At 40.6% G+C, this 14,345-nt stretch carries 11 protein-coding genes; 2 read left to right on the forward strand and 9 right to left on the reverse strand.

Translation table 11 applies throughout. The features are described from left to right. Positions 1 to 6: 6 nt before the first annotated feature. Positions 7 to 2,919, forward strand: a complete 2,913-nt coding sequence (locus AC1XUO_RS00185) for a PD-(D/E)XK nuclease family protein (protein ID WP_483327744.1) — start codon at positions 7 to 9, stop codon at positions 2,917 to 2,919. A gap of 4 nt (positions 2,920 to 2,923) precedes the next feature. Here AC1XUO_RS00185 and AC1XUO_RS00190 read toward each other — a convergent pair whose 3' ends face one another. From AC1XUO_RS00190 to AC1XUO_RS00225, 8 genes are all read right to left on the reverse strand, one after another. Beyond that, a complete protein-coding gene (locus AC1XUO_RS00190) occupies positions 2,924 to 3,121 on the reverse strand; it encodes a hypothetical protein (RefSeq protein ID WP_483327745.1) in 198 nt (65 codons plus the stop codon). A gap of 24 nt (positions 3,122 to 3,145) precedes the next feature. Continuing rightward, positions 3,146 to 3,883, reverse strand: coding sequence for a glycosyltransferase family 2 protein (locus AC1XUO_RS00195; protein ID WP_483327746.1), 738 nt, complete (start codon positions 3,881 to 3,883; stop codon positions 3,146 to 3,148). Between the two features lie 119 nt (positions 3,884 to 4,002). Then, positions 4,003 to 4,374 carry a DUF3592 domain-containing protein gene (locus AC1XUO_RS00200; protein WP_483327747.1) on the reverse strand — a complete coding sequence of 124 codons (372 nt, stop codon included), beginning with the start codon at positions 4,372 to 4,374 and terminating at the stop codon, positions 4,003 to 4,005. A gap of 95 nt (positions 4,375 to 4,469) precedes the next feature. Continuing rightward, a complete protein-coding gene (locus AC1XUO_RS00205) occupies positions 4,470 to 5,219 on the reverse strand; it encodes a LytR/AlgR family response regulator transcription factor (RefSeq protein ID WP_483327748.1) in 750 nt (249 codons plus the stop codon). 11 nt (positions 5,220 to 5,230) lie between these two features. Next, positions 5,231 to 8,803, reverse strand: coding sequence for a sensor histidine kinase (locus AC1XUO_RS00210; RefSeq protein WP_483327749.1), 3,573 nt, complete (start codon positions 8,801 to 8,803; stop codon positions 5,231 to 5,233). Positions 8,804 to 9,027: 224 nt separating this feature from the next. Then, positions 9,028 to 9,372, reverse strand: coding sequence for a DUF4174 domain-containing protein (locus AC1XUO_RS00215; RefSeq protein WP_483327750.1), 345 nt, complete (start codon positions 9,370 to 9,372; stop codon positions 9,028 to 9,030). A gap of 98 nt (positions 9,373 to 9,470) precedes the next feature. Continuing rightward, positions 9,471 to 9,947, reverse strand: a complete 477-nt coding sequence (locus AC1XUO_RS00220; RefSeq protein WP_483327751.1) for a hypothetical protein — start codon at positions 9,945 to 9,947, stop codon at positions 9,471 to 9,473. 142 nt (positions 9,948 to 10,089) lie between these two features. Further along, complete coding sequence (locus AC1XUO_RS00225; protein WP_483327752.1) at positions 10,090 to 11,043, reverse strand: threonine ammonia-lyase; 954 nt, start codon at positions 11,041 to 11,043, stop codon at positions 10,090 to 10,092. 155 nt (positions 11,044 to 11,198) lie between these two features. Between AC1XUO_RS00225 and AC1XUO_RS00230 the strand changes: the two genes are divergently transcribed. Then, positions 11,199 to 12,878, forward strand: a complete 1,680-nt coding sequence (locus tag AC1XUO_RS00230; RefSeq protein ID WP_483327753.1) for a fatty acid--CoA ligase — start codon at positions 11,199 to 11,201, stop codon at positions 12,876 to 12,878. Between the two features lie 67 nt (positions 12,879 to 12,945). Here AC1XUO_RS00230 and AC1XUO_RS00235 read toward each other — a convergent pair whose 3' ends face one another. Further along, positions 12,946 to 14,241 carry a serine hydrolase domain-containing protein gene (locus AC1XUO_RS00235; RefSeq protein WP_483327754.1) on the reverse strand — a complete coding sequence of 432 codons (1,296 nt, stop codon included), beginning with the start codon at positions 14,239 to 14,241 and terminating at the stop codon, positions 12,946 to 12,948. Positions 14,242 to 14,345 lie beyond the last annotated feature (104 nt).

Here is a 14,345-nt window from a genome sequence, read left to right on the forward strand (position 1 = left end):
TCACTTATGCCTTCATTCTTAAATCAGGTTGCCAATCATATTCTTGCCCAAAACGGTACACAATTAGACCGCGTAAGGATTGTTGTACCTACGCGCCGTGCGGCCTTTTTCCTGATGCAGGAACTGGCGAATAACACAACCAAGGCAGTGATGAGCCCAAAAATTGAAGCGGTTGATGATTTTGTGGAAGGTATCTGTACGCTGGAAATTGAGGATTCAGTTCATCTCTTTTTTGAATTATATGAAACATTTAAGGATATTGATCCGGATGTCCAGTTCGACAGATTTATGGGCTGGGCTTCTGTTTTACTGAGTGATCTTGATAAAATTGACCAATACCTTGTCCGAACCGATTATCTCTTTGACTATCTGTCGGAGGCAAAAGCAATCAACCGCTGGCAGGAAAATCTGCCGGAGGGGAAAACGCTGAAAGACAGCTCTGGTACAAAACAATATTTCACGCTTTTTGAAAACATAAAACAGGTTTATAGGACATTTCGCAACCGATTGATGAAAAACGGGAAAGCATACCGTGGTATGGCTTACCGGCAACTGGCTGAAAATGTTGACGAACTTTTGCTACAAAAAAGTGAGACCGAGAAAATTTACTTTGCTGGCTTCAACGCCTTTACAGAATCTGAAAAACAGATTATTACAGCACTGATCAAAGCCGGAAAGGCGGAAGTTTTATGGGATACTGACCGTTATTACATGCACGAAAATACGGGTGTGGAAGCGGGAAAAAGTCTGCGCGAATATCAAAATCAGAAAACATTCAGTAACTGGAACTGGACGGATAATAATCTTCTTACAACAAAAAAAGATATAACGATTTACGGTGTCCCGAATGCAACATTGCAAACGAAAGTTGCCGGACAACTGTATGCTGCGATGAGAGCAGGCGATAATCCCGACGAGCCGATATCCACAGCCATCGTCTTGGCCGATGAAAATTTGCTGCTTCCGATGATCTACTCACTTGACGAGGAAGTGACGGATTTCAATATCACCATGGGCTTGTCGTTGAGAAATTCAATGCTTTATACGCTGATCGACAGTGTTTTCGAGTTGCAGCAAAATGTCGTTGAATTTAGAAACAAGTCGGGACGAAATGTCAGGATACCGAAGTTTAATCATAAATCGATTAGTAAAGTCCTGAATCATCCGTTCATCAGACATTACGAACACGCTGTTTTAAGGCCGGCAACAACGGAAACCAATACGATAATTCAGGAAACACTTTGGCAGATCACCGATGGAAACCGTGTTTTTTTGAGTGCCGATGAAATGCGGGAACTCGGACAGGGAAATCTGTTATTCGAAACGCTGTTTACGCATTGGCCTAAGAATAATTCAAAACGTGTCATCCAGACTTTTTATACGCTTATTGATATTCTTCGTGATGTTTACAAAGATTACAAAAATGCACTGGAAACGGAATATTTATATTTGTTTTATACACTTCTAAAACAATTTGAGCAAACACTTGAAGACAGGCTGGAGGTAATCACGTTGAAAACACTGCGGTCTTTCATGTTTGAATTGATCAAACAGACCAGGATTCCATTCAGCGGCGAACCAATCAGTTCTTTGCAGATTTTGGGTATGTTGGAAACGCGTGCGCTCGACTTCGACCGTATAATTATCTTATCTCTGAACGAAGGCACGCTTCCACAGGCAAAAAGACAGAATTCACTTATTCCGTTTGATGCTGCGCAAGCCGTAGGATTGCCCACACACCAACATCAGGAAGCGGTAATGTCCTATCATTTTTATCGTCTTTTACAACGTGCTTCGGAAATTCACATGCTTTACACCAGCACGAATGACGCGCCGGGCGGTGGAGAAAAAAGCCGCTTTATTCAACAGGTAGAATATGAGCTTTCTTCGTATAATCCAGAAATAAAAATCCAAAACAAAACTGTATCGTTTTCTAAAAAAGTATCTCAGGAATTAAGTGAAGACGTTCCGAAAGATGACGCGATGCTAACAGTCATCCGAAAATATCTTTCAGGAAAAGGCATATACCCGACACACCTGAACGAGCTGATACGTTGTTCCATGCAATTTTACCTGAAACATATTGTCGGAGTGAAAGAAGCAGAGGATGTCGAGGAAGAATTGGGTATGGATAAGATTGGAACATGGATTCATGCTTGTCTGGAAAGGCTTGATCAGGATTTTTTCCTGCATGAAAAAGACCCAACGGAAGAGCAGATCAAAGTCATTTTAAAGGAAGAATTTGATGATTTATTTAAAGGTTACATAACAGACCTGGGACTTAACAAAATCTATTATCACGTTGGAGAACAGCAAATTCTTGCCTTCACGAAACATCAGATCAACCAGGAATACCGCCGAAAAATATTAGCTGCTGAACAACCATTAAGGACTTCCTTAACATTGAATCTTCAAAATGAAGAAACACTCGTTAATATTGGAGGGAAAATTGACCGGATCGAATTAAGCGGAGAGCACACCTTGTATGTTATGGATTACAAAACAGGAAGTGTGGAGCTTACCGGAAAACAAAAAGTTTCTGATCCGGCAAGAAAAGAGGAAATAATAAGAACCGACCCCGACCGAAAAGCAGGATATGTGCGTCAGTTATGGCTTTATGAGTATCTGATGTACCGGAAAATGCAGGACGAAAAAGGCCTCAGTATTGGTGGAAAAACCTATGAATTTGGCAAATACCTTGTCAAATCCGGTTTTTATTCCTTCCGTGACCCGACGAATTTGATTGCTAATCCCCTGGAACTAACCGAAGGACTGGACGCAGAACATTTCATTCAGCGATCAGAAAGGTTACTTTCAGAAATCCTTGATGATCTTCTGAATCCTCAGATCCCTTTCCGAAAAACAGAAGATCTGAACGTCTGCACTTATTGCGACTTTGTCGGAATTTGCGGGAGATAAATATTCAGGATGCAGATATCACCTTATCATTCAGGTGATATCTTCTTCTGATATCGTTGATTAGAAACTTTTTCTGCGCAGTAAAACTATCCGGATGCATGGTCTGAAAAATCTGATTCCATTCTTCAAATCGCGCAGGATCCGCTTTTTGAAAAGCAATATGATCTATTTTTTTAGCGGTCAGGTATTCTTCAAACTCCATGTCGTCCGTTGTATTTATTAATCTTTATTTGGCATTAAAGAAGCCATATTTGAAGATACAATAAATAGCCCGAACACCATCTTTCCAGTTGATTTTTTTACCTTCTGCATACGTACGGCCGTAATAAGAAATACCCACTTCGTAAATTCTTAAACCAGGAACGCGTGCTATTTTTGCGGTCACTTCCGGCTCGAAACCAAATCTTGTTTCAGTCAAATTCAATTTCTGTATCACGTTGGTTTGAAACAACTTATAACAAGTTTCCATATCCGTCAGATTCAGATTCGTTGCCATGTTTGACAGAAAAGTGAGCACAAACTTATTCCCGATCGTATGCCAGAAAAACAAAATTCTGTGCGGTTTTCCACCGATAAACCTTGAACCAAAAACGACGTCAGCATGACCGTCCCAGATTGGTTGAATGAGGATATTATATTCTTCGGGATCATATTCCAGGTCAGCATCCTGGATGATCAGATACTCACCTGTTGCGTGCTGGATGCCCGTATGCAAAGCAGCTCCTTTTCCCTTATTAATTTCGTGCTTAAGATATCTTATATTTAATTCCGGGTTACTGGCCTTATAATTAAGAATTGCCTGTTCAGTGCCGTCGCTCGAACAGTCATTAACTATAATCACTTCTTTTTCAATATTGTGATTTAGCTTAACTGCCTTAATCTTATCAAGAATAAAGTGAACCGTTCTGGCTTCATTGTAAGCAGGAATAATTATAGAAAGCTTGGTAAAAGGATTACTGATCATTTGCTAAGTTTAATTTCATAACGTTTCCTAGTTACGAACGAAGATCGTAATTTTGGTTGAAAAAGTCATAGAATAAATTCGAGATATTAATTTATGACAAAATACAAAATATTCTATACTTATAAAGCTCGCAAAACTACAACTTCCCGCGGATTTTCGGGATCATATCTCACCAAAATTTTACTTCCTGAACGAAATAAGCTCTTTAAGGAGTTGGGTAATACCTGTTTAACCTCTGCAACAAAGTTTCTATCCTTTTCAGGCAACACCTGCATTTGCAACTTAACCTCCGGCAAATCATTGATAAATGTACCCGTTTCGTTAATATCTAAAATGATAGCTTCCGCAATCGTACCATTTTCTTCAATCTCCTGTATGGTCATTTTCCGAGGTTTTGCCAGTTTTTTGACGAGTCGCCAGGCAGCCAGCAACATCAATGCAATAATTGCTCCTTCCAATAATCCCACGATCTGCATTGTTATAAATTCCATATTATTTGGTTTGCCAACACAAAGGAACAACCGGGTTTCGCGATGTTCAATAATAGTAATTTAACGGCAGGTATTGGGAAAACGAATGGTAAAAGCTATCGAAAATTTAATTGCTGCTGCACCTCGTCCTTTTTTCTGCGGGATATTTCAATTTTTGAGCCGTCGGAAAGCAGTACGTATTCATGATCATTACTCAGACGGACAATGTGAAAAGAGTTTACGAGATGGGACTTATGCGTTCGGATAAAGCTGAATTCTTCAAGCATTTCTTCGAAGTGTTTCAGTGTCTTACTTGCCACAAAAGGGCGCTTCCCCACAAGGTGAATGACCGTATAATTTCTATCTGCTTCCAGACGTAAAATCTCATCCAGCGTAAAAAAGAAAACTCCCTGGCTGGAAGGAACGGCGAGACGGAAGTCTTTAACTTCTTTTTTTCCAATATTTTGAACGAGGTTATCGAATAATTCCTTCTTTTGACTCGCCGGTTTTTGTTTCTCAATATATCTGTTTACAGCATTTCTGAGCTCGTCAGGATCAACTGGTTTTAAGAGATAATCAAGTGCACTGAACCTGATCGCCTGGATCGCATACTGGTTATAGGCTGTCGTAAAAATAATTTCAAATGCCGGATCTTTAAGTGCCAGCAAAAAGTCAAATCCGGTTTTATGAGGCATTTCCACATCTAAAAAAACAATTCCCGGCTGAAAAGATTTAAGCAACTCCAGAGCCGAATCCACAGAATCTGCCTGCCTTATTTCCGAAATTTCAGGTACCAGGCTTATCAGATAGTGATTCAGCACATTTCTGGCTTTCGCCTCATCGTCGATTATTAAAGCTTTTATCATAGCGTTGCTGATTAAAGATTCTTCAAATATGTTGACAGCTCTATTTCCACCAACGTACCAATCGCGTCCCCATTGGTGTCGTATTTGTCCGTAATGACTAAATTGGCATGATTTCCCTGTCGCTGTAGCAGTTCGATTCGATCCTGAGAAATTCCCAGTCCTTTGGATTCATGCCGTTTCGACTTACTGTTTTTCTCTTTAAGTTCGAAGGATTTTTTTCTGCCAATTCCATTATCCTCAACCCGGCAGATAAAAATTTCCTCGCTGATTCTTTTAAATTCTATCGTTAACTTTCTTTCGCCGTTTTTGTGCATCAAGCCATGCCAAAGCGCATTTTCCACATAAGGTTGCACAAGCATCGAAGGCAGCGAAATCTGGTCCGCTTCCAGGGTTTCATCCACGATGATGTTATAGCAAAAACTATTCTCAAACCGCATACGCTCCAATTCAAGGTACAATGCCAGAACCTCCCGCTCCTCTTCGACCGTCACAAGTTTTTTGCCGGAATTATTCAATACCATCCGGAAAAGTTTGGAGAATTTATTCAGGTATTTGCTTGCCTCGTCGTATTTCTGTGTTACGATACATTCCTGAATACTGTTCAGGCAGTTGAAAACAAAATGCGGATTCATTTGTGCACGTAATGCCATCAGTTGGCTTTCTGCGAGCATCTTATTTATTTCCAGCAGCATAATTTCTTTCTCCTGAGCCTGACCTTCTGCCAGTGCTTCTGCAATTTTATTGGCACTGATCGAAGCGATTGTTGTGAGTGCCTTGGCATGTTCGTCAGTAAAGAAATATTTTCTGCTATGTTCTGAATCAATCACACCGATCACTTTTCCATCGTGAAGTATGGGAACAGCAATTTCGGAAAATCTCACTTCATCATCAATAATGTATCGGTCGTCCTTTCCAGTATCACCGATAATCAAGGTTTTACCCATCAGCGCGGCTGTGCCGACAATACCCGTACCGATCTCGATTTCAATTGGATTAATAATTTCATGACCTTTTGGATTTTTTGGCCCGTACGCTGCTTTTTGAACCAATTTGTTTTTTTCCCCGTCCAGAAGATAAACAACGCAATCTTCGAAGCGGAGCTGAGAAATGCAGTTTCGGGCGATGTCCCAGCAGATCTCATTCACGGAATTTTCGCCATAAACTGAATTGGCAAAATAGTCTATCGTTTTATCGATCCGGCGCTTTTGTTTTCGAAGATTCGCATCTCTGTAGAAAAGATATGAAATGAGTAATATGATCAGAAGACAAAGCATGGTGAACCACCACGTCTGCCACCAATGGGGCTTGATATGCACTTTTAGAATTGTAATGCCTTGCATCCAACGGCCCTTCTCATCCGTACTGCGAACTTTAAAAGTATATTTCCCTGGCATGAGATTCGTGTAGGAAGCAGTGAGACGGCGTCCTGCATTCACCCAATCTTTATCGATGCCTTCGAGCTGAAAACTATACTGCAGCCAGGGAATATCGCGGTGATTCAGGGAGGCAAATTGAAAAGTCAGATCATCTTCGGTCGGTTCAAGCGCAATAAATCCGTTGTCTGCAAAGGTTAATTTCTCAGTATCAAAGGTTTTGACCGAAGTGATCTGTGGGGGCTTTTTTACAGGCATCATCGCAAAATGAAACGGATCGATCACCACAACGTGATCGAGCATAACGGCGTAAACCTTGCCATTCGCAATAGTAAGATTATTCCAATAGTCCTGCAAAGTTTTCCCAAGGTCGATCTCCACTTTGGTTACGGCTTTCGTTTTAGGATTAAAAAACATAAGCCCTTCCCTGCTGGCTGCCCAGACGGCACCACGATCATCTATATCAATGCTGGAAACATGATCGTATAAAAGTCCGTTGCTGGTGTCAATACTATCTAAAACAGCTCCTTCTTGGCTCATTTTTAGTATTCCCCTTCCCGCAGCCGAGCCCCAGATATTCCCATCCCGGTCTTCAACGAGCTTACTTACATAAAATTCATGCGGGTTAAATACCGGAAGTTCCGAGAATTTTTCAGTGCCGTAATCAAACTTTAAGAGCCCTTTTCCATTGACGGCAAAGAGTATTGTGTTATTCCGTAGCTGTACAAAACTCTGACTATTGCTGAACGAAAAGGATCCATTCGATTCATCCTTGCCGTCGTAACGGTTGATCCTTTTTGTACGAGGATTGTAGCGGTATATCGCGTCATCCATAACCTGAAACCAAACGTTTTGTTTGTGATCAACAAACACAAAATTGGTAAATTTCTTCGTTTGGTCTTTCTTAGTTAAACCTAGTTTTTCCAGTTTGGAACTGCCGTTCTTCAGCATGTATACGCCGTCTTCACCCGCAAACCACCACGCTTCGTTTTGTCGCACCGACATCAAAAACCGGTTTCTTGATAAATTCGGCATAGTATATCTTTTATAACTTCCGTCATAAGTATGATAAACTACGATTCCTTCCTCTTTGCTAGCCATGATCGTGTCTCCGGAAACGCTGATATGATTGGCCTGTGCAAAACCTGTTTGCAGAAAAAACCGAACACTAGGAAGCTGATAAATCGCCAGAAGCGGGTAATTATCCTGACTCTTGCTAACTCCGTTTATCGTTCCCAGCCAGATATTCCCTTCCTCATCCTCAATTACCTCCCGAAAATGTCCGTATCCGATGGTATAAGTTTCATTCTGGCTATAGGGTATTTTCCTGATCGGTTTTCCTGGTTCTTTAATGAATGCAGAAAAAAGCCAGGAGGAAATCCACAACCTGTCTTTGCTATCCATAAAGAGGTAATTACATCCATCGTTGATGGTAATGCCATCTAGCTGGAGATATTTTTCAACAAGATTTTTTCTCCAATCCCAGAAGTTTAGCGAAGGATCATCATCGCATCCATACCACACATTACTTTTGCTATCGACTGCAATGGCATTAACATTATTAACTTTGAGCAAAGGAAAATGAAGTGGATTATCATCCTGGTGATAAACCTTTTTTTTTCTAAAATCTATAAAAAAAGGCTTACTGGCTGCAATCCAAAAACCCTGTCTCACGGTATCATAAACCATGATTGACAAAGTGAAATCCTGTTTCCTGAGAACTTTTGCGTCTGGATAGACCGCCTCGACGGGTAAGAGTTTTTGCTGATTATAAATATAAATTCTGGAAGACGTGAGATATCTGGTGCCAATCCATATACGTCCAAGACCATCTCTTTTTATACATACAATAACCTGGTCTCTAAGTTCAGAAAAACGGTCGTCGTCAAAAAAATGTCCGGATCTTTTGTCAAACAAAAACATTCCCTTTCTCGTACCAATCATCAGGCTATCGTCTCCGAAAGGCTCCACAGCATTGATATACAGATTTTTTAAATTTCCACTTTTGTATTGTTTAATGACGGCGCCATCGTAACGGTTCAAACCATTCGTAGTACCAATCCACAGAAATCCATCTTTGTCTTTATAAAGTCCGCGAACCTGTTTGGCACTTAATCCATCCTGCCATTTCAGGTTTTGGAAAATGGTCTGGGCTGGCGACCAGAAAGGCAGAAACCAAAACAATATAATTGTAGAGATCCTTTTGAACATATTGTTGAGGCTAGCCTTGTAACCAGATTTAAACCAAACTGTTCCCCTTAGGAACCAGACTTCTCAGTAATTTAAACAAAAAATTATTACTAATTCACCTGATAGTACAATTAAATTTCGTTGTAAATTTTAGGGTATGATGATAGCAATATGAAGAATTAAATGGAAGTAAACCAACCGTTAACTATTTAGCTTAAACCTTTTACATGTATGCCATAAACCGACTATTTAATCTCATTTTTCCGCATCGGCATGGCATCTATCTTACCAAATAATTCCTGATGTGAAACGACTTTATCAGTTCTGTGCTTTTCGCCGCCATCGCGGCCAATCAGGATGAATGTGAATGATTTTGAAGTATCAATGTCCCATTTCTTCCATTGTTCCGGATTTTTGGAAAATGCATAGGACTCGATCTTAATGTCGCGTTCCATTACGCCGGCCTTGTTGGCTTCCAGTTCAGCAATTTGTTTATTCCAGACCTCTTTTTTATCATTTTTATAAAATAATAACACCCTGCGAGGCTGGTCGTTGAGGAATAACATCATGGTAATCAGTAAGATTTTCATAATAAAAATGTTTTCAAGAATTGTTAAAAAATTATTCCAAATACAAAACGGCCTGATGAGGATCTTCACCAGGCCGTTTTTTAGTATTTTTACAACTTTTACTTCTTTTTGAATTCAAGATATTCCTCCTCTACATTACCAGTGCCCGAAGTTGTAAATTTAAGTGTTACGTTGATTTGGGGAACGCCTGCGGAATTTGTAATTTTCGTCGCTGTGCCTTCAAGTTTTTGGGCTAGTGCCCCGGGAGACGTCTTTTCGACATCCACAATTTCATTAATCGTAAAACTTTCGGCTGAAGTTGTTTTTACGTCATTTAACTTGCGAATCTGTACTTCTGTCAGCGTACTTCCAGACACCGTTACTTTAATGCTTTTTGTATAGTCAATTGCCAAAACGTTTTTGTCCGTATTGGTTATTACCCAGTCCTGAATGGTTGTAACTGGCCCTTCTACTGTTGTCGTAGAATAAGTTCCGGCAAATTCCGGTGCATAGTCTGGCTCGGGCGTGGAACTATCGTCTTTATCCTTACAAGAAGTGAATAGAACAATCAGGCACAGAACAAGTAATTTTCTCATGTTGAAATTTAAAGTAGTTTGATGACGCAAATTTAATTACACATTAAATATATTCCTGATATAACGGTAATTTTATCAAATATGCATAATTGCTTACTGAAATTTTATTATTTCTATTGAGTTTTAATTCCTAAATAACTGATTAAAAAGGCAATTTACCAAGGTCTACATTTCCTCCGGATATAATAACACCCACCTTTTTATCTTTAAAAACTTCCTTATTTTTCAATATTGCTGCCAGTACAACAGCTCCGGAAGGCTCAACAACAATTTTCATACGTTCCCACATAAGGCGCATGGCCGAAATAATTTCTTCATCCGAAACAGTAAAGATATCTCTAACATATTTACGAATTATTTCCAGATTTTTAGGCCCCAGCGGCGTTAATAAACCATCTGCAATGGTTTTGACATAAGGTGCTTTTTCAATTTTACCACTTTTGAAGGACAACACCGCGTCTGCTGCACCCTCCGGTTCTCCTGCAAAGACCTCTGTTCCAGGGGAGAAATAGTGTGCCGCCAAAGCGGTTCCGCTTAGCAATCCACCGCCGCCGACGGGCGCAATGACCGCGTCCAAATGAAAATCCAAATCTTCAATCAATTCTTTTGCAGCAGTTCCTTGCCCGGTAATGACCGCATAATTATTAAACGGGTGGACAAAAGCTGCCCCTCTTTCTTCGATAATTTTATCAACCGCGCCCTGCCTTTCTTCGGGGGTGTTTGGACAGAATGTAATCTGTGCTCCATAACCTTCGACAGCCTTCACTTTCACAGAGGCTGAATTATCCGGCATAACGATGAAGGCCTTCGCACCAACTTTTGCCGCTGCGAAAGCAATCGCCTGTGCATGGTTTCCGGATGAATGCGTAGTAATGCCATTTTTTAATTGCTCGTCTGTTAAAGACAATATTGCATTCAAACCACCTCTCGCCTTGAAAGCGCCGATCTTTTGAAAATTCTCACATTTGAAGAAAAGCTCTGCCTCGGTTAGCTGATTTATATATTGGGAAGTCAGGACAGGCGTTCTGTGAATATAGGGCGTAATCAGTTTATGGGCCTTTTCAATAGCTACTTTATCGGGAATACTTTCGCTCATAATATTGTTATTATTACTTTTTTTCTTTTATTTTTACAATTAAAGTTAGTTTTCGTAAAGTTTTATTTTCAGAGCGAGCTATGATTTAAAATTGTCATTTTCCCGTCAGATAAAAAACTGCGATTATAAACATCGGAATTAAAAGTACCAAAAATATGATTCAAACGCGATTAATCCCCAGAACTCCGTCGGCATACGATACACCGTTGCTTATAAAATCCTTATTGGCTCAAACATTAAAATACAATCCTCAAAGAGAAATCATCTACCGGAATTTATTCCGAATGAATTACCAGGAATTTAATAAAAGAGTGAGACGGCTCGCTAATTTATTTGAAAACCTGGGCTTGGAGCCGGGAGAAGTGGTGGGTGTTATGGACTGGGATAGTCATCGGTATCTGGAAAGTTTTTTCGCTGTGCCTTGTTACGGCGCTATTTTGCACACCATCAATGTCCGACTTTCCCCTACCCAGATTTTGTATACGATCAATCATGCGGAAGACAAGATGATTCTGGTCCATGAGGATTTCGTTCCAATAATTGAGGCCATCAAGGACAAAATCACGACGGTTGAAAAATATATCATTATTAGTGATAAGGTTTACACTGATCCGAACTATGAAGTTCAAAAACCAACATTTGAAATTTCAGGTGAGTACGAAGAATTAATTGCCAGCCAAAGTGAACATTACGAATTCCCGGATTTTGATGAAAACAGCTGGGCTACAACCTTTTACACTACCGGCACAACCGGTGAACCAAAAGGCGTATATTTTTCACATCGGCAGTTATTCATGCATACAATGAGTGTGCTGACCTACTTCTGCGGGTATCGGGCTTTGCCTTTTACGGATGAAGACGTTTATATGCCCCTCACGCCCCTGTTCCATGTACATGCCTGGGGATTTCCATTCGTAGCTACCTTGCTAAACAACAAACAAGTATATCCCGGGAGGTATGAGCCCGATATGATCGCAAGCTTATTGGCAGAACATCAGGTAACACTTTCACACTGCGTGCCAACGGTCATGACGATGGTTATAAACTGTCCGCTGGCTAAACAGACAGACTTGTCTAAATGGAAAGTTTTGATTGGAGGCTCAGCACTTACGGTCGGGCTTGCCAAAGCCGCAAGTCTTATGGGGATAACCGTGTCTGCGGGATACGGGATGTCCGAAACCGCACCAGTTTTAACCGTTGCCCATCTTAACGAGGAGCAGAAGCTGTTGTCAGCAGAAGAAAAATTAGTTTATACGATCAAAGCAGGGCGCATATCTCCGTTTACAGAACTACGTATTGTAGATGAAGTAGGAAACTTCCTTCCTCATGATGGAAATGCTGTGGGAGAAATTGTTGGTCGCAGTCCCTGGATGACACAGGGATATTTTAAAGATCATGAAAGTTCGGAGAAGCTCTGGAATAACGGATGGTTACATACGGGAGATGTCGGATCAATTGACCAAAACTATTATCTCACAATCTCTGACCGAGTGAAAGATGTTATCAAAACCGGCGGCGAGTGGGTTTCGTCGCTCGATATCGAAAACTTACTTTCACAAATCGAAGGGGTCGCCGAAGTGGCTGTTGTTGGCCTGCCAGATAAACAATGGGGAGAACGACCTCATGCCTTGGTAGTATTGAGGCACGCAGCTGAAAATTCGGTCACTACTGATTTTTTGAAACAGGAAATGCAAAAACTGGTAACGTCAGGTAAGATCAACAAATGGTATGTCCCTGACCATATTCAGTTGGTGAAAGAAATCCCAAAGACTAGTGTGGGGAAAATAGACAAGAAAAAAATCCGTAAGGAGCTGACCGAAAATTCAGGCATTTGAGAATAAAAAAAGACCCAAAGTACGAATGCTTGCGCTTTGGGTCTCATTACATGAACAACTTAGCTACCTATTTAACGAGCGACTGGTAAACAAGCACTTTAAACTTATCCTGCATTTCGCCCCAACTGCTGTTCGGATACTTTTGTGTCATCAATAACCCGACAATTTTATTTTTAGGATCGGCCCAATAAGTCGTTCCGAAAATACCTCCCCATTCAAAGGTATTTTCAGGAATTGGAATTCTTGCAGCCTCTTTCGCTGACGCGATAGAAAAACCCAGCCCGAATTTATTTCTTCCCTGATTCAAATCTCCTATCTGGTTTCTTGTCATCAAATTGACAACGGCAGGACTTAAAATCCGTTTGCCATTATACTCGCCGCCGTTCAACAGCGTCTGTAAAAAAATCGCATAATCATAAGCCGTAGATGTAAGCCCGGCTCCACCCGCATAAAACTTTCCATTCATTTTTGGGTAATCGTTATTGAACCCAGGACTATTTTCTGAGACAACCGTTTTTCTGTTACTGTCTTCCGTGTATAACTTTGTCAGACGATTTTTCTTGTTTTCAGGTAAATAAAAATACGTGTCCTTCATACCGAGAGGTTCAAAAATCCGCTCCTTGAAAAAATCATTCAGCGACTTTCCTGAAACCACTTCTACCAAATAACCAAGTACATCAGTATTCAGTCCATAGGAAAAACGTTCGCCCGGTTCATGTATCAAAGGCATTTCCCCAAGCCTTTTGATAACCTCTGAGAGAATATAATCCGGTGTTCCGATACCGCTGGGAATATTATTTTTAGCATAAATCGCTTTCGCTTCTTTCGAACCGATTCCCGCGTAGCTGATGCCGGAGGTATGTGTCAAAAGATCACGAATGGTAATTTCACGTTTCGCAGGTTTAGTAGTAAAACTCGAATCCCTCTCGTTGAATTTGTCCAAAATTTTCGGATTTTTAAACGAAGTAATGTATTTCGAAATCGGATCGTCCAGCAAAAATTTCCCTTCTTCAAACAGTATCATCACCGCAGTACTCGTAATTGCTTTGGTCTGCGAAGCTATCCTAAAAATTGCATCCTGTTTCAAAGGCGTTTTCGCGCTAACATCGTCAAGCCCAAATCCTTTCTGGTAAACAATTTTTCCATCTTTCACGATGAGCGCCACGGCGCCGGCAACTTCCTGTTTATCAACATATTCCTGCAAAACTTTATCCACTCTTTGCAACCTTTCATTGCTCAGGCCAACGCTTTCAGGTTTTGCTTCAACAAGGACCTGGGCATTTAATAATTGTGCGGATAAGAGGATTGATCCAATGAAAACCTTAACAGTTATTCGTTTAAAAAAAAGTAAACTACGGGACATAAGGAGCGACGTTTTATGTGTTTAAAGAGTGGCAAAATAGTATAAATAATCTGAATCAGAGACAAAAAAAGCCCGTCAGAAAATCTGACGGGCTAATATTTTAA

Source organism: Dyadobacter sp. HNCC25DJ186 (genome assembly GCF_056895235.1).

Bases quoted from the DNA above. Each gene is read 5' to 3' on its own strand.
- AC1XUO_RS00205 (WP_483327748.1), bottom strand. From the start codon at position 5,219: ATGATAAAAGCTTTAATAATCGACGATGAGGCGAAAGCCAGAAATGTG.
- AC1XUO_RS00230 (WP_483327753.1), top strand. From the start codon at position 11,199: ATGATTCAAACGCGATTAATCCCCAGAACTCCGTCGGCATACGATACA.
- AC1XUO_RS00220 (WP_483327751.1), bottom strand. From the start codon at position 9,947: ATGAGAAAATTACTTGTTCTGTGCCTGATTGTTCTATTCACTTCTTGT.
- AC1XUO_RS00190 (WP_483327745.1), bottom strand. From the start codon at position 3,121: ATGGAGTTTGAAGAATACCTGACCGCTAAAAAAATAGATCATATTGCT.
- AC1XUO_RS00225 (WP_483327752.1), bottom strand. From the start codon at position 11,043: ATGAGCGAAAGTATTCCCGATAAAGTAGCTATTGAAAAGGCCCATAAA.
- AC1XUO_RS00200 (WP_483327747.1), bottom strand. From the start codon at position 4,374: ATGGAATTTATAACAATGCAGATCGTGGGATTATTGGAAGGAGCAATT.
- AC1XUO_RS00215 (WP_483327750.1), bottom strand. From the start codon at position 9,372: ATGAAAATCTTACTGATTACCATGATGTTATTCCTCAACGACCAGCCT.
- AC1XUO_RS00195 (WP_483327746.1), bottom strand. From the start codon at position 3,883: ATGATCAGTAATCCTTTTACCAAGCTTTCTATAATTATTCCTGCTTAC.
- AC1XUO_RS00235 (WP_483327754.1), bottom strand. From the start codon at position 14,241: ATGTCCCGTAGTTTACTTTTTTTTAAACGAATAACTGTTAAGGTTTTC.
- AC1XUO_RS00185 (WP_483327744.1), top strand. From the start codon at position 7: ATGCCTTCATTCTTAAATCAGGTTGCCAATCATATTCTTGCCCAAAAC.
- AC1XUO_RS00210 (WP_483327749.1), bottom strand. From the start codon at position 8,803: ATGTTCAAAAGGATCTCTACAATTATATTGTTTTGGTTTCTGCCTTTC.